The sequence below is a fragment of the Cupriavidus sp. SK-4 genome, assembly GCF_000611125.1.
GTDB lineage: Bacteria > Pseudomonadota > Gammaproteobacteria > Burkholderiales > Burkholderiaceae > Cupriavidus > Cupriavidus necator.
Map to the genome: position 1 here is coordinate 1 of NZ_JFJW01000095.1, position 17,679 is coordinate 17,679.

Annotated in this window: 16 protein-coding genes; 11 read left to right on the forward strand and 5 right to left on the reverse strand. The window is 68.0% G+C overall.

Annotated features, from left to right (window positions below; translation table 11 throughout):
• Positions 1 to 23: 23 nt before the first annotated feature.
• Genes CF68_RS20335 through CF68_RS20350 form a run of 4 tightly spaced genes read right to left on the reverse strand, consistent with a single transcriptional unit; the run spans position 24 to position 3,339 of the window.
• Entirely contained in the window at positions 24 to 659 is a 636-nt protein-coding gene (locus CF68_RS20335; protein ID WP_035822236.1) for an N-carbamoylsarcosine amidohydrolase, read from the reverse strand.
• On the reverse strand, positions 652 to 1,731 hold the full coding sequence (locus CF68_RS20340; protein WP_035822239.1) for a 2,5-dihydroxypyridine 5,6-dioxygenase: 1,080 nt from the start codon (positions 1,729 to 1,731) through the stop codon (positions 652 to 654). The genes CF68_RS20335 and CF68_RS20340 overlap by 8 nt, the downstream gene beginning before the upstream one ends.
• Positions 1,732 to 1,744: 13 nt before the next feature.
• Positions 1,745 to 2,575, reverse strand: coding sequence for an alpha/beta fold hydrolase (locus CF68_RS20345; RefSeq protein ID WP_035822241.1), 831 nt, complete (start codon positions 2,573 to 2,575; stop codon positions 1,745 to 1,747).
• An 11-nt stretch (positions 2,576 to 2,586) separates the two neighbouring features.
• The gene (locus tag CF68_RS20350) at positions 2,587 to 3,339 is read right to left on the reverse strand and encodes an Asp/Glu racemase (RefSeq protein ID WP_010812897.1); all 753 of its coding nucleotides are present in this window, start codon (positions 3,337 to 3,339) and stop codon (positions 2,587 to 2,589) included.
• Positions 3,340 to 3,700: 361 nt separating this feature from the next.
• Between CF68_RS20350 and CF68_RS20355 the strand changes: the two genes are divergently transcribed.
• From CF68_RS20355 to CF68_RS36375, 6 genes are all read left to right on the forward strand, one after another.
• Positions 3,701 to 4,861, forward strand: a complete 1,161-nt coding sequence (locus tag CF68_RS20355) for an FAD-dependent monooxygenase (RefSeq protein WP_035822244.1) — start codon at positions 3,701 to 3,703, stop codon at positions 4,859 to 4,861.
• 86 nt (positions 4,862 to 4,947) lie between these two features.
• Positions 4,948 to 5,445 (forward strand): (2Fe-2S)-binding protein, encoded by a 498-nt coding sequence (locus CF68_RS20360; RefSeq protein ID WP_013955907.1) that lies wholly within the window; start codon positions 4,948 to 4,950, stop codon positions 5,443 to 5,445.
• Positions 5,446 to 5,495: 50 nt separating this feature from the next.
• The gene (locus tag CF68_RS20365; protein ID WP_152548527.1) at positions 5,496 to 8,375 is read left to right on the forward strand and encodes a c-type cytochrome; all 2,880 of its coding nucleotides are present in this window, start codon (positions 5,496 to 5,498) and stop codon (positions 8,373 to 8,375) included.
• 622 nt (positions 8,376 to 8,997) lie between these two features.
• The gene (locus tag CF68_RS20370; RefSeq protein ID WP_235205836.1) at positions 8,998 to 10,398 is read left to right on the forward strand and encodes an MFS transporter; all 1,401 of its coding nucleotides are present in this window, start codon (positions 8,998 to 9,000) and stop codon (positions 10,396 to 10,398) included.
• Between the two features lie 202 nt (positions 10,399 to 10,600).
• Positions 10,601 to 11,251 carry a uracil phosphoribosyltransferase gene (upp, locus tag CF68_RS20375; RefSeq protein ID WP_010812902.1) on the forward strand — a complete coding sequence of 217 codons (651 nt, stop codon included), beginning with the start codon at positions 10,601 to 10,603 and terminating at the stop codon, positions 11,249 to 11,251.
• A 128-nt stretch (positions 11,252 to 11,379) separates the two neighbouring features.
• Positions 11,380 to 11,544: a DUF3149 domain-containing protein gene (locus CF68_RS36375; protein ID WP_010812903.1), complete on the forward strand. Its 165-nt coding sequence runs from the start codon at positions 11,380 to 11,382 to the stop codon at positions 11,542 to 11,544.
• A 46-nt stretch (positions 11,545 to 11,590) separates the two neighbouring features.
• Here CF68_RS36375 and CF68_RS20380 read toward each other — a convergent pair whose 3' ends face one another.
• Complete coding sequence (locus CF68_RS20380) at positions 11,591 to 13,117, reverse strand: helicase HerA-like C-terminal domain-containing protein (RefSeq protein WP_035822248.1); 1,527 nt, start codon at positions 13,115 to 13,117, stop codon at positions 11,591 to 11,593.
• Positions 13,118 to 13,336: 219 nt separating this feature from the next.
• Here CF68_RS20380 and CF68_RS20385 point away from each other — a divergent pair, with 219 nt between their 5' ends.
• From CF68_RS20385 to rsfS, 5 genes are all read left to right on the forward strand, one after another.
• Entirely contained in the window at positions 13,337 to 14,062 is a 726-nt protein-coding gene (locus CF68_RS20385) for a YebC/PmpR family DNA-binding transcriptional regulator (protein WP_035822250.1), read from the forward strand.
• A 90-nt stretch (positions 14,063 to 14,152) separates the two neighbouring features.
• Positions 14,153 to 15,421 (forward strand): phosphoribosylamine--glycine ligase, encoded by a 1,269-nt coding sequence (purD, locus tag CF68_RS20390; RefSeq protein WP_010812906.1) that lies wholly within the window; start codon positions 14,153 to 14,155, stop codon positions 15,419 to 15,421.
• Between the two features lie 176 nt (positions 15,422 to 15,597).
• Positions 15,598 to 16,509 carry an oxygen-dependent coproporphyrinogen oxidase gene (gene hemF / locus CF68_RS20395; RefSeq protein ID WP_035822252.1) on the forward strand — a complete coding sequence of 304 codons (912 nt, stop codon included), beginning with the start codon at positions 15,598 to 15,600 and terminating at the stop codon, positions 16,507 to 16,509.
• Positions 16,510 to 16,519: 10 nt separating this feature from the next.
• On the forward strand, positions 16,520 to 17,254 hold the full coding sequence (locus CF68_RS20400) for a nicotinate-nucleotide adenylyltransferase (protein WP_035822253.1): 735 nt from the start codon (positions 16,520 to 16,522) through the stop codon (positions 17,252 to 17,254).
• A 61-nt stretch (positions 17,255 to 17,315) separates the two neighbouring features.
• On the forward strand, positions 17,316 to 17,679 hold a 364-nt coding region (gene rsfS / locus CF68_RS38530), incomplete at its 3' end, for a ribosome silencing factor (protein WP_035822255.1).

A 17,679-nucleotide genomic window follows, 5' to 3' on the forward strand; every position in this document is an offset into this window, starting at 1 on the left:
AGGCCCGGCCGCATCGCCACGCCTCAGGCGGCGGCGCGCGCGCCGGCAACCTGCGCCAGCGCCTCGTCGCGCGTCAGCACGGTGGCGTATTTCTGCGCCATGTCGAACAGGTTGGCGTCATGCGGACCCAGCGCGCGGTCGCCCACGCAATCCGACACCACCAGCGGGCGGAAGCCCAGCGACATCGCGTCGACCACGCTGGCGCGCACGCAGCCGCTGGTGACGCAACCCGCCACCAGCAGCGTCTGTACGCCACGCTGCGTCAGCCACGCCGCCAGCGAGGTGCCGAAGAACGCCGACGGCACCGTCTTGCGCACCACCAGTTCGCCCGGCGCGGGCGCCAGTTCCGGCACGATCTTGCTGTTGTGGCCATCCTCCTTCAGCGTCAGCATGCCCGGCACCTTCAGCGTGAAGATATTGTGGTCGCTGTCGTCGTCGGCAAACACGATGCGGCTGTGCGCCACCGGCCAGCCCTGCTCGCGCGCGCTGCGCAGCAGCGGCTGGGTATTGCGGATCGCCTCGGGGATATTGCCGCCGCCGAACACCGCCGGATCGGCGAAGCCGTTGACGAAGTCGATGATCAGCAGGCCATACGGCGCTCTCAGTTCCATGGCTGCGCCAAAGCCCTGGCGCTGGTAAGTCTGCACGGCGTCATCCATGGCGCGCGTCCTTGTAGAGAGAAGCGGCCGGCGCGTGGTGGCCGTCCATCACCTTGCCGCGCACCACCACTGCACCGCCATCCAGGCTGACGGTGCAGTGGCGCACCGGGATATCGATATGGCAGGCGGTGGTGCGGCTGCCGCCGGCTTCGTTGTTGGGGCCGAACGAGCACAGGAAGTTGCCCTCGTAGGCGCGCGCATCCATGCCGATGGTGGCCTCGCGGTCATACATCGCCAGCGCCGACCAGCTGGCGCGCGGCTGCAGGCCCCAGCCGATATGCGACATGGCATAGGCCTCGGGGTCGTTGAACGAGGCCATGTAGTCGGCGAGCAACTCGGCGTCCACTCCGCCTTCGATGCGGCGCACGTAGCCGGCTTCGACCGTAATGCGGATCGGCGCCTGGATGTAAGACTTCATCGGCAGCAGGATGTCGCCGCGGTCCAGCACGATGGTGCCGTTGGTGCCGCCCTCGTCCGGCCAGGTCAGCACGAAGCCGCTCGGCCAGTGGTCCCAGCGGCCGGGCTCGTCGACAAAGCCGTACTCGCTGATCGCCGGGAACTCGCCCAGGCGGCAGCGCAGGTCCATGCCGGCGTCGGACACGATATGCATCTCGCGCGCCTTGCCCAGCCGCGCGGTCGCGGCTTTGACGCGGGCGCGATCGGCTTCGGTCGGCACCAGCCGCGCCAGCACTTCGGGCGGCTCCACCGCCAGCAGGATCCTGGTGCCTTGCGCCAGGATCTCATGCTGCTCGGGCGAGAACAGCAGCGTCATCAGGTCCAGCACCAGGTCGCTGGCCTTGAGCGCGGCAATCGCGGCCGGGTTGCCGGTCAGCGGCGTGGTCCCCAGATAGGCCAGCGCGTCGCGGCTGAGCGCCTTTTCGCCATTGACCGGCGGCAGGTCGAGCCGGTTGACGATGGCCCCCATCGATGCCGCCGCCACCATCGCGGTGCGCAGCGTCTGCGGATGCGTGGCGGCGCCGGTCAGCACGGTGACGGTCTGCCCCGGCTCAAGCTTCGACAGCGTCAGCACCTGCTTCCACGCCGCGGTCAGGTCGTAATCGCTTACGGGCATGTTCGCTCCTCGTTCAGTTCAGCGCCGCACCCAGGAAGTCGCCGAAGGCGCGGTAGAAGCCGGCCTCGTCGTCCCACGGGATCATGTGGCCCGCGTCTGCGACATGCGCGACCAGCAATGCGGGGAGCAGCTTGCGCACCTCCTGCACGTCTTCCTCGCGGATCACGTCGCCCCGGCCCGCGGTCATCAGCAGGGCCGGCACCGACACGTGCGGCAGGTCGGCGTGGATATCGTCCTCATGGAAGCCATTGAAGCTGGCCAGGATCGCGCGCTCGTCGCAGGTATGCAGCCATTGCGCGCGCAGGCGCAGCTGGTCCTCGGTCCAGGTCGGGCAGAAGCGGCGCATGCCTTCCACGTCGATGCCCTGCCGCGCCAGCCGGATCGAATCGATGTACCACGGCAGTTGCGACGGATACGGGCGGCGGCCCGGGCCCGACACCGGCGGATCGACCAGCACCAGGCGCGTCAGGCCTGCCGGCTTGCTGCGCGCGGCGCGGATGCCGATGCGCGCGCCCATCGAATGGCCGACGATGGCGTAGCGCTGCAAGCCAAGCGCTTGCGCAAACGCGATCACATCGGCAGCCTGCGCATCGAGGCTGTAGTCCAGCTCAGCGCCGGCCTGCGACAGGCCGCGGCCGCGCACGTCGAGCACATAGGTATCGAACTGCTGCCCGAACTGCTCGCCGACAAAGCCCCAGGTCACCGCCGGGCTGGTGATGCCCGGCACGATGATGACGGCATCGCGCTGCGCGCGCGCGCCGCCCTGCCCGCCATAGCGCAGGTAGTGCTGGCGGATGCCGTTGGCGTTCACGTTGGCGCCGTAGAGGAAGGTGCTGTCTGCCATGGCCGCCTCCTTCAGTACGCGCCCGACAGCAGCGCGCCGGCGCCCGGCACCACCGGCTCCAGCCCGAGCCGCTTCAGCAGCGCATAGGTGGTGGCGACGGCGGCGGTGACCACCGGCTTGCCGGTCATTGCCTCGACCTTGGCCACGGCCGGCAGCGACGGCATCTGCACGCACGCCGACAGCACGATGACATCGGCGTCGGCCGTATTCATCTGCGCGACGATCTCCGGCAGCCGCGCCGGGTCATGGCGCCCCACCTCAAGGTTGTCGGGGATTTCCAGCGCGCGGTAGTCGACCACCTCATAGCCTTCATTGCGGATGTAGTCGACCACCAGCTCGGTCAGCGGCTTCATATAGGGCGCCACCACGGCGATGCGCTTCGCGCCCATCACCTTGAGCGCATCCACCAGCGCGCCGGCGCTGGTGATCACCGGCGCGTCGCCGCCGTTCTCGGCGGTATGCGCCTGCAGGCGCTGCTCGGACACGCGGTGGTAGCCGTGGCCCATGGCCATGATGGCCACCAGGCAGGCGTAGCCGAGCACATCGACGCGGGCGTCGCTCAGTTCCACCGCGCAGCGGTCGGATTCGGCGTCCATGGCCGCCAGTTCCTCCTTGACCACCTTCTTCATCCGCATCCGGCTTGAGTGGAAGGTGAAGCGTTCCGGGCGCACCAGCTGGCGCGCGGCCAGCATCGCCGGGATCTCGGTTTCCATGGTGGTGTTGGAGCTCGGCACGATCTGGCCGATTCGGAAAACTTTCTGCACTGTCGACTCCGTCATCTGTTTGTCAGTCTACCCGCCTGCCTCGGCCCGGCGGNCTCGGCCTGGCGGCCCTGCATGCTGCGATTGATTGTAGTGTACACACTTTATCTAGGCAAACAGAATCTGCGCCGCCGCGAATTCACTCGTTCAGTGCATACTTAACTAACCAATCCCTGGATTGGCGCATAAATTCGCCGATATATCGCGATGTGCGAGCGCAATCACGTTATCGTAAGGGTTTTCCATAGGTTCACCATTTTCTTCTTTTACTTTGACATTTTGAGTGTGTACACTCGTTTTCAACGGTCGGCCGAGTGGCCGCCCCAGCCCCCATCGACCTTGTGTCATTGCCAGGAGAAAGAACGTGCAAGGCAAACCGCGAATCGCAGTTGTCGGCGCCGGACTCGGAGGAACGGCCGCGGCCGCCCTGCTGCAGCGAGCCGGCTTCCAAGTCAGGCTGTATGAACAGGCACCGGCGTTCTCGCGCCTGGGCGCGGGCATCCATGTGGGGCCCAATGTGATGAAGATCATGCGGCGCATCGGCATCGAGGACGCGCTCAACGACATGGGCTGCCACCCCGACTACTGGTACAGCCGCGACGGCCTGACCGGCGAGGTGATCGCGCAGATCCCGCTGGGCGACTACGCGGAGCGCCACTACGGCGCCAGCTACCTGACCGTGCACCGCGGCGACTTCCACAAGCTGCTGACCGACGCCGTGGCGCCCGACACGCTGTTCTTCAACAAGAAGCTGGACAGCGTCACCGACCAGGGCGACGTGGTGCAGTTGCGCTTCACCGACGGCACGGTCGAAGAGGCCGACATCGTGATCGGCGCGGACGGCGTCAACTCGCGCATCCGCGAGACGCTGCTGGGCGCCGAGCCGCCCAAGTACACCGGCTACGTGGCGCACCGCGCGGTGTTCCCGATCGCGCGCGTCAAGGGCTTCACGCATGAGCGCTGCACCAAGTGGTGGACCGACGACCGCCACATGATGGTCTACTTCGATACCAGCAAGCTCGACGAGATCTACTACGTCACCGGCGTGCCCGAACCCGAGTGGGACATGAGCAAGAGCTGGGTGCCGAGCAGCATCGAGGAAATGCGCGCCGCGTTCGACGGCTGGCACGAGGGTGTGCAATCGCTGATCGAAGGCACCGTCGAAGTGACCAAGTGGCCGCTGCTGGAGCGCGACCCGCTGCCATTGTGGAGCCGGGGCCGCCTGGTGCTGCTCGGCGACGCCTGCCACCCGATGAAGCCGCATATGGCACAAGGCGCCGCGATGGCGATCGAGGATGCCGCGATGCTCACGCGCTGCTTCACCGAGACCGGCGTGGACGACTTCGCCTCGGCATTCGCGCTGTATGAAGCCAACCGCAACGAGCGCGCAAGCAAGGTCCAGCTGGTCTCGCATAACAACACCTGGCTGCGCGGCAACGAGAACCCCGACTGGTGTTTCGGCTACGATGTCTTCAACGTGCCGCTGGTGTCGGCCGGGACCGGGACGCTGTCCGCAGCGGCCTGACGCCTGACCAACCCTGCCCGCCGCAGCCCCCCTTCGAAGGGGCGCGGCGCAGCGAAGCGTGATGTTCAAACCGCCCCCAGCCCCCGATGAACACGCCCCGCCCCCTGACATTGCAAGTCAACCACGCCGAGCACACGCTGAGCGTGGCCCCTGACACGCCGCTGCTCTACATCCTGCGCAACGACCTGTGCTGCAACGGGCCCAAGTACGGCTGCGGCCTGGGCCAGTGCGGTGCGTGCACGGTGCTGGTGGACGGCATGCCGGCGCGCGCCTGCGTGCTGCCGGTCAGGGCCGTGGTCGGGCACGCCGTCACCACGCTCGAAGGACTGGGCACCGACGCGCAGCCCGACCCCGTGCAACAAGCATTTATCGATGAGCAGGCCGCGCAATGCGGCTATTGCCTGAATGGCATGATCATGACCGCCAAGGCGCTGCTCGCGCAGAACCCCGATCCCGACGAGGCCCAGATCCGCGAGGCGCTGCGCTTCAACCTGTGCCGCTGCGGCACCCACGTGGAAATCGTGCGCGCGGTGCAACGTGCCGCGGTGCTGCAACGGCAGGCCGCCGAGGGGTCGGCATCGTGAACGAAGGACTCGTGCCGCAGGCCACACCCGCGACCGCAGTTGCGGGCAGCATGCCGCCGCCCGCCTCCGACTGCCTGGTCGCCTGTGTGCTCACGCCTCCCGGCCTGCGCTGGATCGACGGCCAGCCGCTCGCAGCGCGCCTGCTGGGCGCCGACCGCGAAGCCGCGCTGGCGCTGCCTGGCATCCGCGCGGTCGTGATCCGCAACAACTTTGCCGGCGTGGCGGCTGCTTCGGCAGCACAGGCCGCCACCGCAAGCCATGCGCTGCAGGCACGGTGGTCTGCCGCGCCCCGCGCAGACGACGCGCCGATAGCGCGCCATGCGCTGGCCCGGCGCGGCAACGCCGACGAGGTACTGGCCGGCGCCGATGCGCGCCACACGCAGCACTACCAGTGGCCGCTGGCCGGCACCCGCGGCGAGGCGTATTGCACCGCCGTCGCCGATTGGCGCGACGGCAAGCTGACTGTGTGGCTGCCGAGCACGCGCCCTGGCGCGCTGCGCGCCGAGCTTGCCGCGCTGCTGGGGATCGCGCCGCAACAGGTGGCGCTGGCCTGCTGGCAATCGCCCGACGACCGCGCGGACCCCGCGCTGCTCGCGCCGCACGCCGCCGCCGACGCGGCGCTGCTGGCCCACGCCGCCGGACTGCCCGTGATGCGTCGGCTGTGTGCCGCCGACGTGGGCCTTGCCGATGCCGCGCTCGATGTGCGCGTCGACACCGCGCTGGCCGGCACCGCCGTCGAAGCCTACTCCGCAACCCTGGCGGGCACCGCCGCCCCGGCCGTGCCGCTGGCGCTGTGGCTGACGCATACGGCATCGCCCGTGGCGGACGGCATCGATGCTGGCCACGCAGGCGACACCGCCATGCCGCCCTATCGCATCCCGCATGTCGACCTGGTTGCGACAGGCAACGCCGCCGCGTCCGATGCGGCGCCACTGGCGACCGCCCGGGCCCAGGTGTTCGCCCGGGAATCCCATCTCGACGAGCTTGCCGCCGCCTCCGGCACCGACCCGGTCGCGCTGCGGCTGGCGCATCTCGACGATGCGCGCGGCACGGCACTGGTACGGCAAGTGGCCGAGCGCGCCGGCTGGACGCCGGCCGCGCCCCGCGCCAACACAGCGGCTGGCAACGTGCAGCGCGGCCGCGGCTTTGCCTATGCCCACACTGTCGATCACGACGCCGGGCAGACCTGGTCGGCATGGGTGGCCGAGGTCGAGGTCGACGGCACCACCGGCGAGCTGGCGGTCACTCGCGTGACGGTGGGGCATGACAGTGAATCGCTGCCACGCGCACAAGCCGCGTCGTCCGCGCGCTCGCTGGAGCTGGCCGTGGCCGATGCCGCCCTGCAGCTGACGTCGGCCACGCCCGCCTTCGACACCTGGCCGGCCGAGGCGCCACCTGCCAGTCAGACGCTGCCAGCCGTGCCGGGCAGCACCCTGCCGGAAGTCCGCCTGGCCGGCACGCTCGCCACGCATGACGCGCTGGCCGCCAGCCCGACCGACACCATGCCCGCCGCCGCGGCCGTGGCCAATGCCATCTACGACGCCACCGGCGTGCGCCTGCGCACGCCGCCCTTCAGCGCCGATCGCATCCGCCTGGCGCTGACCGAGGCCAGGCCCGGCAACCAGCGCGGCAAGCGCGGCTGGATCGCCGCAGCCGCCGCAGCCGCTGCCGGCGTGTGCGCCACGCTGCTGCCCTGGCGCGCGCCGATCGCACCGGTGGCGCCGCCCGAGGCCGGCTTCTATTCCGCCGCCACGCTCGAACGCGGCCGGCTGGTGGCCGCGGCGGGAGACTGCGCGGTTTGCCATACCGCGCCGGGCGGCATGAAGAACGCAGGGGGCCTGCCGCTTGAGACGCCCTTCGGCACGGTCTACAGCACCAATATCACCCCGGATGCGCAGACCGGCATCGGCAACTGGTCCTTCGCCGCGTTCGAGCGCGCCATGCGCGAGGGCATCCACCGCGACGGGCGGCGCCTGTATCCCGCGTTCCCGTACACCGCATTCGCGAAGATCAGCGACGGCGACATGCAGGCGCTGTATGGTTACCTGATGTCGGCAGAGCCGGTGAAATCCGCAGTCCCGCAGACACAGCTTGCATTCCCCTTCAACGTGCGCCCGCTGCTGGCCGGCTGGAACCTGCTGTTCCATCGCAACGAGCGCTTCACGCCGGACCCGTCGCGCTCCGCGCAATGGAATCGCGGCGCGTATCTGGCCGAAGGGCTGGGCCACTGCAGCGCCTGCCATTCGCCGCGCAACGCGCTCGGTGGCGAAAAGGGCGGCCGCCAGTACCTGACCGGCGGCAGCGCCGAAGGCTGGGAAGCGCCACCGCTGAGCGCACTGTCGCACGCACCGCTGCCCTGGACCGAGGCGGCGCTGTTCACCTACCTGCGCGGCGGCTATGCGCCGCACCATGGCGCCGCGGCCGGACCGATGGCACCGGTGGTCGAGGAACTGGCGCAACTGCCTGAGTCCGACGTGCGCGCGATCGCGCACTACGTGGCCTCGTTCGGCACGCCAGCGCCCTCGCCTGCCGTACTGGCCGCACAGGCAGCGCAGATCGAGCAGCGCAGCGCGCGGGCCGCGCGCACCCTGGGCGGTCCCGGCGAACGCCTGTACCAGAGCGCATGCGCGGTCTGCCACCAGTCGGACCAGGGCATCGCCCAGTTCGGCGTCAAGCCTTCGCTGGCGCTCAATACAAACCTGCACAGCAAGCTGCCGGACAACGTGATCCAGGTGCTGCTGCAAGGCATGCCGGCACCGCCCAACAGCGAACTGGGTGCGATGCCGGCCTATGCCGACACGCTTGACGACCAGCAGATCGCGCAGCTGGCGCAGTACCTGCGCGCGCGCTTTGCGCCCGACAAACCCGCATGGCAGGACCTGGAGAACACCGTCGCGCGCCTGCGCGCGGCGCCTGCCCACCAGGACTAACGCAGACCTTGCGGGGCCGGCTCGCCGGCCTTCCGCATCCACGCTGACCGCACCTACGCCGTGCCTGGCAAGGCGCTTCGCCACCGGGCAGGGAAACGTGCATTCCCGCGCCGGCGCCATGCGCGCCACGCGCGGGAAAACCCCAAGGAGGGAAAACGCAATTCGGCCTTGCCCGCCAGTTTCATGTAGCTTACGCTGAACGATCATGTAGTGCGCACTACATGAGTGCCGCGTGGCTCGCAGCGGTGCCTCCCCGCACAAGGACGGCGCGCCGCAAGCGGCAGACTAGACAACAAAACTAAAAGATTGGCCCTTTACATCACCGGAAGCGCTGGCCCGGGGCTTGCATAGTCCCCCGCAGCGCCGACCGGGAGGCCGGGCCTGGACCAACCAAGGGTAGACAACAAGGAGTGACTATGTCGTATCAGAACCAAGCAGGTGTCGCGAGCGTGCTACCGGGTTAGTTCCAGCCTCGCCAATTGGAGTACTCACCACGTTTCGTTGCAATTCGGTGCGAATGCCCCGGTGTGATCATCACGCATTAGTCAGTACCGTCTGGCCCTGCTTCGATAAACGTGTGCGTCCGAGTTCAAGAACCAGCCTATAAAGACAGGTAGACAACATGTCGTCATCAATTTCATCCATGGCAACAACGACCATCCCGGAAGTAACGCTAGGCTCGGCCCCGCAGCCCAGCGCGAGGGGGGCGTCGTCTCAAACCATCACGATCGAGCAAGGCATCCGCGCGGCCGGAGTCGGCAGGTTCCAGTATCGGCTCTTTGTCATCTTCGGCCTGGTCTGGCTCGCTGACGCGATGCAGGTGCTGTCGATCGGCTTCACCGCGCCGTCGATTGCGGCGACCTTTGGCATTCCCGTACCGACCGCTCTGCAGACCGGGACGATGTTCTTTGTCGGCATGCTGATCGGCGCTTTCGCGTTCGGCCGGCTGGCTGACAGGATCGGACGCCGGCCCGTGCTGATGATGGCAGTGGTCATCGACGCCATCTGCGGTGTCGCTTCAGCCTTTGCACCGGACTTCCAGTGGCTGCTGTTGCTGCGTTTCCTGACCGGCATCGGGGTCGGCGGCACGCTGCCGGTCGACTACACCATGATGGCCGAGTTCCTGCCCTCGGACCGGCGCGGTCGCTGGCTGGTCCTGCTGGAGTCGTTCTGGGCCGTCGGCACGATCCTGCTTGCCATTCTTGCGCTGATCGCGGTGTCGCGAGGCAATGATGCCTGGCGGCTGATCTTCCTCGTCACGGGCATCCCCGCCCTGGTCGGCGTGGTCTTCCGTTTCTTTGTTCCCGAGTCTCCGCTCTACCTGAATAAATCAGGGCGCTCGGCCGAGGCGCGCGCGGTGCTGCAGCGTGTCGCCACCGCCAATCGCGTGTCCGTGGAAATCGGCAACCTGGAGCCGCAGCCGATGGAGCGCAAGTCGGTCTTTGCGCTGTTCGCGCGCGGATGCCGGCGCCGCACCATCTGCCTGCTTGCCGCCTGGGCGCTTATCTCGATCGCCTACTACGGCGTCTTCGTCTATCTGCCGGTCAAGCTGGCGGGCCAGGGCTTTGGCTTCATGCGTGGCCAGGTCTTCCTGATCGTGCTCGCGCTGGTGCAGCTTCCCGGGTTCGCGCTGGCCGCGCACGGCGTCGAACGCTGGGGCCGCAAGCCGACCCTGATCGGCTTCCTGCTGCTCAGCGCGGCAGGCTGCATGCTCTACAGCCTGGGTACGTCCACCGCGCTTATCGTCGGCTCGACCCTGCTGATGAGTTTCTCGCTCCTCGGTACCTGGGGCGCCCTCTACGCCTTCACGCCCGAGGTGTACCCGACCGACCTGCGGGCCAGCGGGATGGGCACTGCCGGTGCGATGGCACGCTTTGGCGGCCTGTTCGCGCCGTCCATCATTGCGCCGATCATGGCCAGCCAGTTCACCCTCGCCCTGGCGCTGCTTTCGTCATTTCTTGCCGTGGCGGCGATCGCCATCTACATGGTGGATATCGAGTCGAAGAACCGCGCGCTCGACTAGCGCAAGGCACCGCCGGCCGCTCCCGGCGGTTCAGGGAGCCCGCCGGCGGCGCTGGCGTGGGCGGGTCCCGAAAGCGAAGCCACGGGCAGGGCGGCCCGCTTCCATTACAATCCGGCTGCAACGGCGCGGCGCGCTGGTCGACCCGATCTCGCCGCCCGCTTCACCTGCTTGTCCCTATCCCGCCGAGCCCTCGCCGCCAGCCATGAAACAAGATCCGCGCTTTCCCAACCTGTTCATCCTCGACCACCCGCTGATCCAGCACAAGCTCTCGCACATGCGCGACAAGGAAACGTCGACGCGCACCTTCCGCGAGCTGCTGCGCGAGATCACGCTGCTGATGGGCTATGAGATCACCCGCAACCTGCCGCTGACCACGCGCCGCATCGAGACGCCGCTGGTGGAGCTGGACGCGCCGGTGATCGCCGGCAAGAAGCTGACCATCGTGCCGGTGCTGCGCGCGGGCGTGGGCATGAGCGACGGCCTGGTCGAGCTGATCCCGTCGGCGCGCATCGGCCATATCGGCGTGTACCGCGACGAGCAGCACCGCCCGGTGGAATACCTGGTGCGCCTGCCCGACGTGGAGGACCGCAGCTTCATCCTGTGCGACCCGATGGTCGCCACGGGCTATTCGGCTGCGCATGCCGTGGATGTGCTCAAGCGGCGCGGCGTGAAGGACGAGGCCATCACCTTCGTTGCGCTGGTGGCGGCGCCCGAGGGCGTGGAAGTGTTCCAGAAGGCGCATCCGAACGTGCAACTGTTCGTGGCCTCGCTCGACAGCCATCTCGACGAGCACGCCTACATCGTGCCGGGCCTGGGCGATGCGGGCGACCGCCTGTTCGGCACCAAGAACTGAGTCGGGCGGCGGCGGGCTGGCTTGCGCTTGACCGGCCTCAATAGTCCGCGCCACAGGGCTCCCTACACTGGCGGCAGGCGCCGGCGAGACCTCGCCGGCAGCCATCGCCAACGCAAAGGGAGCCAAGCATGGAAGCCTTCAAGATCCTGTTCAGTACCAGCACCGGCCTGATGAGCCTGGGCGTGATCGTCTTCATCATCGGCATGGGGTGGTTCTTTGCGCGGATGTTCGCGCGCAAGATGCGCGAGGATGCGGCAGCGGCCAAGGCGCAGCAACAAGCGCAGCGCCGCTAAGAGAAAGGGCCGCATCGCGCGGCCCGCTTTCCGTCAGTCCGGGTCTTTACTTCTTCTTGCCCAGCAAGCTGCCCAGCACACCACGGATCAGTTCGCGCCCCACCTGCGACCCCACCGTGCGCGCGGCCGACTTGGCCATCGACTCCAGGATCGAATCGCCGCGGCCGGTCTTGCCGGTGCCCTTGGTCAGGGTGCCGAAGATGTCGCCGGCCGTGCCGAGCCAGCCACCGTCCTGCTCACCCGCTGGCTGCCCCGCCGGCACGCCGCCAGCGCCCTTGCCGTTGCCATTGCCGACCGTCGCCACGCTGCCGCGCAGCTTTTCATAAGCGGATTCCCGGTCCACGGTCTTCTCGTAGGTGCCCGCCACCAGCGAGCTGGCGATCAGCTGCTTGCGCTCTTCCTCCGTCGCCGGGCCGATGCGGCTGCCCGGTGCCAGCACCCAGGCGCGCTCGGTCACGCAGGGCGTGCCCTTGGCGTCCAGGAACGACACCAGGGCCTCGCCCACGCCCAGTTCGCTGATCGCGGTTTCCAGGTCCAGCTTGGGGTTGGCGCGCATGGTGGTGGCCGCCACCTTGACCGCCTTCTGGTCGCGCGGGGTAAAGGCGCGCAGCGCATGCTGCACGCGGTTGCCCAGCTGGCCCAGCACGGTGTCGGGAATGTCGATCGGGTTCTGCGTGACGAAGTACACGCCCACGCCCTTGGAACGCACCAGCCGCACCACCTGCTCGATCTTGTCAAGCAGCGCCTTGGGCGCATCGTTGAACAGCAGGTGGGCCTCGTCGAAGAAGAAAACCAGCTTGGGCTTGTCCAGGTCGCCGGCCTCGGGCAGCTTCTCGAACAGCTCGGACAGCATCCACAGCAGGAAGGTCGCGTACAGCCGCGGCGCGTTCATCAGCTTGTCGGCGGCCAGGATATTGACCACGCCCTGGCCCTTCTCGGTCTGGATGAAGTCTTCCAGGTTCAGCATCGGCTCGCCGAAGAAGACGTCCCCGCCCTGCGATTCCAGCGCGATCAGCCCGCGCTGGATGGCGCCGATCGAGGCGGCCGAGATATTGCCGTACTCGGTGGTGAACTGGCCGGCGTTGTCGCCGACGTACTGCAGCATGGCGCGCAGGTCCTTGGCGTCGAGCAGCAGCAGGCCGTTGGCGTCGGCAATGCGGAACACCAGGTTCAGCACGCCCTGCTGGGTGTCGTTCAGCTCCAGCATGCGCGACAGCAGCAGCGGGCCCATGTGCGAGACCGTGGCGCGCACCGGATGGCCCTTCTCGCCGAACACGTCCCACAGCGTGGTCGGGCACGCGCCCCATGCCGGCTCCGGCAGGTTCAGGTCGGCCAGGCGCTGCTTGAGCTTGTCGGAAGGCTGGCCGGCCTGCGAAATGCCGGTCAAGTCACCTTTGACGTCCGCCATGAAGACCGGCACGCCCAGGCGCGAGAAGCCCTGCGCCAGCGACTGCAGCGTGACGGTCTTGCCGGTGCCGGTGGCGCCGGTGATCAGCCCATGCCGGTTGCCCATCTGCGGCAGCAGCACCAGTTCATGTTCGGCGTTCTTGGCGATGAGGATGGGGTCGGCCATGATGTTCCTGGGGTTTTGAGGTCTGGCACCGCGGGACTCGCCACGGCAGCGGCGCGGGCAGGCCCGCGTGATAAAATCCTGGGCTGATTATAGCCAGCCGCCAGGCATATCCGTCACCTGGCGCGCGCTGCCCCACGGCCTTGCGGCCCCGGCGCCGGCGCGCATGGCAACCCCGCACAACATCACCGCAGATCACCGCATTCCGCTTCGGAGAGAATCATGGCCGGTCACTCGAAATGGGCCAATATCAAACACAAGAAGGCCGCCGCTGACGCCAAGCGCGGCAAGATCTGGACCCGCCTGATCAAGGAAATCACCGTTGCCGCCAAGCTCGGCGGCGGCGATGTCGACTCCAACCCGCGCCTGCGCCTGTCGATCGACAAGGCCATGGACGCGAACATGCCCAAGGACAACATCCAGCGCGCGATCCAGCGCGGCGTGGGCGGCATGGAAGGCGCCAATTACGAAGAAATCCGCTACGAGGGCTACGGCCTGGCCGGCGCGGCCATCATCGTCGACTGCCTGACCGACAACCGCACCCGCACCGTGGCCGAAGTGCGCCATGCGTTCTCCAAGCACGGCGGCAACATGGGCAACGAGGGTTCGGTGGCGTTCATGTTCACCCACTGCGGCCAGTTCCTGTATGCCCCCGGCACGCCGGAAGACAAGCTGATGGAAGCTGCGCTCGAAGCCGGCGCCGACGATGTCGTCACCAACGACGACGGCTCGATCGAAGTCACCTGCCCGCCCAACGATTTTTCGGCGGTCAAGGCCGCGCTGGAAGCCGCCGGCTTCAAGGCGGAAGTGGCCGACGTGCTGATGAAGCCGCAGAACGAAGTCAGCTTTACCGGCGACGACGCGGCCAAGATGCAGAAACTGCTCGACGCCCTGGAAAACCTGGACGACGTGCAGGAAGTCTTCACCAACGCGGTGATCGAAGACTAAAACAGAGTAACAAGCCCCCTCGGCGGCAGCCCGGCTCCACAGATCCAAGCTGCCGCCTTTTTGCATGCGTTTCTTTTCTGGCAGTGGATCATGAAAGTATTGGTTGTCGGCTCGGGTGGACGTGAACACGCGCTGGCCTGGAAATTGGCCCAGTCCCCCAAGGTGCAGGTGGTGTACGTCGCGCCGGGCAACGGCGGGACCGCGCTCGACAAGCGCCTGCAGAATGTTCCGCTGACCGACCCCGAGGTCATCGCCGCCTTTGCCGAGCGCGAGGGCGTGGCCTTCACCGTGGTCGGCCCCGAGGCCCCGCTGGCAGCCGGCATCGTCGATATCTTCCGCGCCAAGGGCCTGCGCATCTTCGGGCCCACCCAGGCCGCCGCGCAGCTGGAATCGTCCAAGGACTTCGCCAAGGCGTTCATGGAGCGCCACGGCATCCCGACCGCCGCATACCAGACCTTCTCCGACGCGACCCAGGCGCACGCCTACATCGACGCCCAGGGCGCTCCGATCGTGATCAAGGCCGACGGCCTGGCCGCGGGCAAGGGCGTGGTGGTGGCGATGTCGCTGGAAGAAGCGCACACCGCGGTCGACATGATGCTGGCCGACAACAAGCTCGGCGACGCCGGCGCGCGCGTGGTGATCGAAGAGTTCCTGGACGGCGAGGAAGCCAGCTTTATCGTGCTGGTCGACGGCAAGAACGTGCTGGCGCTGGCCACCAGCCAGGACCACAAGCGCCTGCTGGACGCCGACGCCGGCCCCAACACCGGCGGCATGGGCGCGTATTCCCCCGCCCCGGTGGTCACGCCCGCGCTGCATGCGCGCGCGCTGCGCGAGATCATCCTGCCGACCGTGCGCGGCATGGAAAAGGACGGCATCCCGTACACGGGCTTCCTGTACGCCGGCCTGATGATCGACAAGGACGGCAACCTGAAGACGCTGGAATTCAACTGCCGCATGGGCGACCCCGAAACCCAGCCGATCCTGGCGCGCCTGAAGACCGACCTGGTCGATGTGATGGAGCACGCCGTCAACGGCAAGCTCGACAGCATCGAGCTGGACTGGGACCGCCGCACCGCGCTGGGCGTGGTGATGGCCGCCTACGGCTATCCCGACAGCCCGCGCAAGGGCGATGCCATCACCGGCATCCCGGCGGAAACCGACGACAGCGTGACCTTCCACGCCGGCACCACCCTCAAGGACGGCACCCTGCTGACCTCGGGCGGGCGCGTGCTGTGCGTGGTGGGCCTGGCCGACACCGTCAAGGCAGCGCAGCGCGCCGCCTATGCCGCGGTCGAGCAGATCCGCTTCGACGGCATGCAGTACCGGACCGACATCGGCTACCGCGCCATCAAGCGCTGATCCTTCCCGGCAAACGCCGTTCCGGCCGGCATGGCTGATCCGCCTTGCCGGCCAGCTTTGGACCCGCGCGCCCGGCCAGCGGCCCCAGCCGGTACAATCGTGACAACGTTGTGACGCACCCGGCAGCCGCCAACGCTGCCGGACGCCCAGCCCGGTCCATCCGCTTTCCGCCAATCATGATCGATTCCCAGGCAGTCCGTGCCTATCTGCTCGGTCTGCAAGACCGCATCACCGATGCCATCGGTGCCATCGACGGCCAGCCGTTCCTGACCGACGCCTGGGAGAAACCGCCCACCGAACGCCTGCGCGGCAGCGGCCGCACCCGCATCCTGGAAGGCGGCGCGGTGATGGAGCGCGCCGGCGTGGGCTTCTCGCACGTGAGCGGCGACACCCTGCCGCCGTCGGCCACCGCCAACCGGCCGGAACTGGCCGGGCGCAGCTTCGAGGCGATGGGCGTGTCGCTGGTGTTCCACCCGCGCAATCCCTATGTGCCCACGGTCCATATGAACGTGCGCTGCTTCCTGGCGCTCAAGCCGGGGGCGGAGCCGGTATGGTGGTTCGGCGGCGGCATGGACCTGACGCCCTATTACGGCGACGCCGGCGACTGCACGCACTTCCACCGCACCTGCCAGCAGGCGCTGGCCCCTTACGGCGACGACCTGTACCCGCGCTTCAAGCAGTGGTGCGACGAGTATTTCTTCCTGCGCCACCGCAACGAGGCGCGCGGCGTGGGCGGGATCTTCTTCGACGACTTCTCCGCGCTGGGCTTCGAGCGCAGCTTCGCGATGATGCAATCGGTCGGCGACGCCTTCCTGGACGCCTACCTGCCGATCCTGCAGGCGCGCAAGGACACCTCCTACGGCGAGCGCGAGCGCGGCTTCCAGGCCTACCGGCGCGGGCGCTACGTCGAATTCAACCTCGTGTTCGACCGCGGCACGCTGTTCGGCCTGCAGTCGGGCGGACGCGCCGAATCCATCCTGATGTCGATGCCGCCGCTGGTGACCTGGCGCTATGACTGGCAACCGGAACCGGGCAGCCCCGAAGCGGCGCTGTACACCAATTTCCTGCCAGCGCGCGACTGGGCCTGACGCCTGACCTATGGCCAATCCAGCGCAACACCGCAAACCCGCCCCCGACGCGGGAGAACCGCCGCAACCGTCCGCCCGCCCTTATCGTCTGGGTATCCTTGGCGGCACTTTTGATCCCCCCCATGTCGGCCACCTCGCACTGGCGCGGCTGTGCATCGAACACCTTGGGCTGGATGAGCTGGTGTGGATTCCCACCGGCCAGTCGTGGCAAAAAGGCGACGACGTGACCCCTGCCGCCGACCGCCTGGCCATGACCGAACTGGCCGCCGCTGCGCTTGGCGACAGCGGCGCCAAGGTCCGCGTGAGCCGCATGGAAGTGGACCGCGCCGGCCCCAGCTACACCATCGACACGGTACGCCAGCTGCGCGCCGAATACGGCCCCGAAGCCTCGCTGTGCTGGCTGATGGGCGCCGACCAGCTGCTGCGCCTGCACACCTGGCACGGCTGGCAGGCCCTGTTCGAACACGTGCACCTGTGCACCGCCACGCGGCCGCGTTTTGAGCTGGCGGCACTGGAGGGTCCGGTGCTGACGGCACTGGCCGAACGCCAGGCTGACACGCACCTGATACAATGCACGCCCTCCGGCCGGATGTGGATCGACCAGACGCTTGCCGTCGACCTGTCTTCCACCCACCTGCGCCAGCGGCTGGCAGCCGGCCAGCCGGCAGATGACCAACTGCCGCCCGGCGTGGCACACTACATTGCCAACCACGGGCTGTACCGCAACGCCCCGGCCAGGGCATGACCGGGGTTGCACCAGGCCCGGCGCCCACCCCCAACCGATCTCAGCTGAACAAGAAGACACCATGGATATTCGTAAACTGCAACGCGCCATCGTCGACGGCCTCGAGGATGTCAAAGCGCAGGACATCAAGGTGTACGACACCAGCCACCTGACCGAACTGTTCGACCGGGTGGTGATTGCCAGCGGGACATCCAACCGCCAGACCAAGGCGCTAGCAGCGTCGGTGCGGGATACGGTGAAGGGAGCCGGCGGCCATATCGTGGCGGTCGAGGGCCTGGAAACCGGCGAATGGGTGCTGGTCGACTGCGGCGACGCCGTGGTCCACATCCTGCAGCCGCAGTTGCGCCTGTACTACAACCTGGAAGAGATCTGGGGCGACAAGCCGGTGCGCATGAAGCTGGCCACTGGCGGCCGCGGCCCGGCCC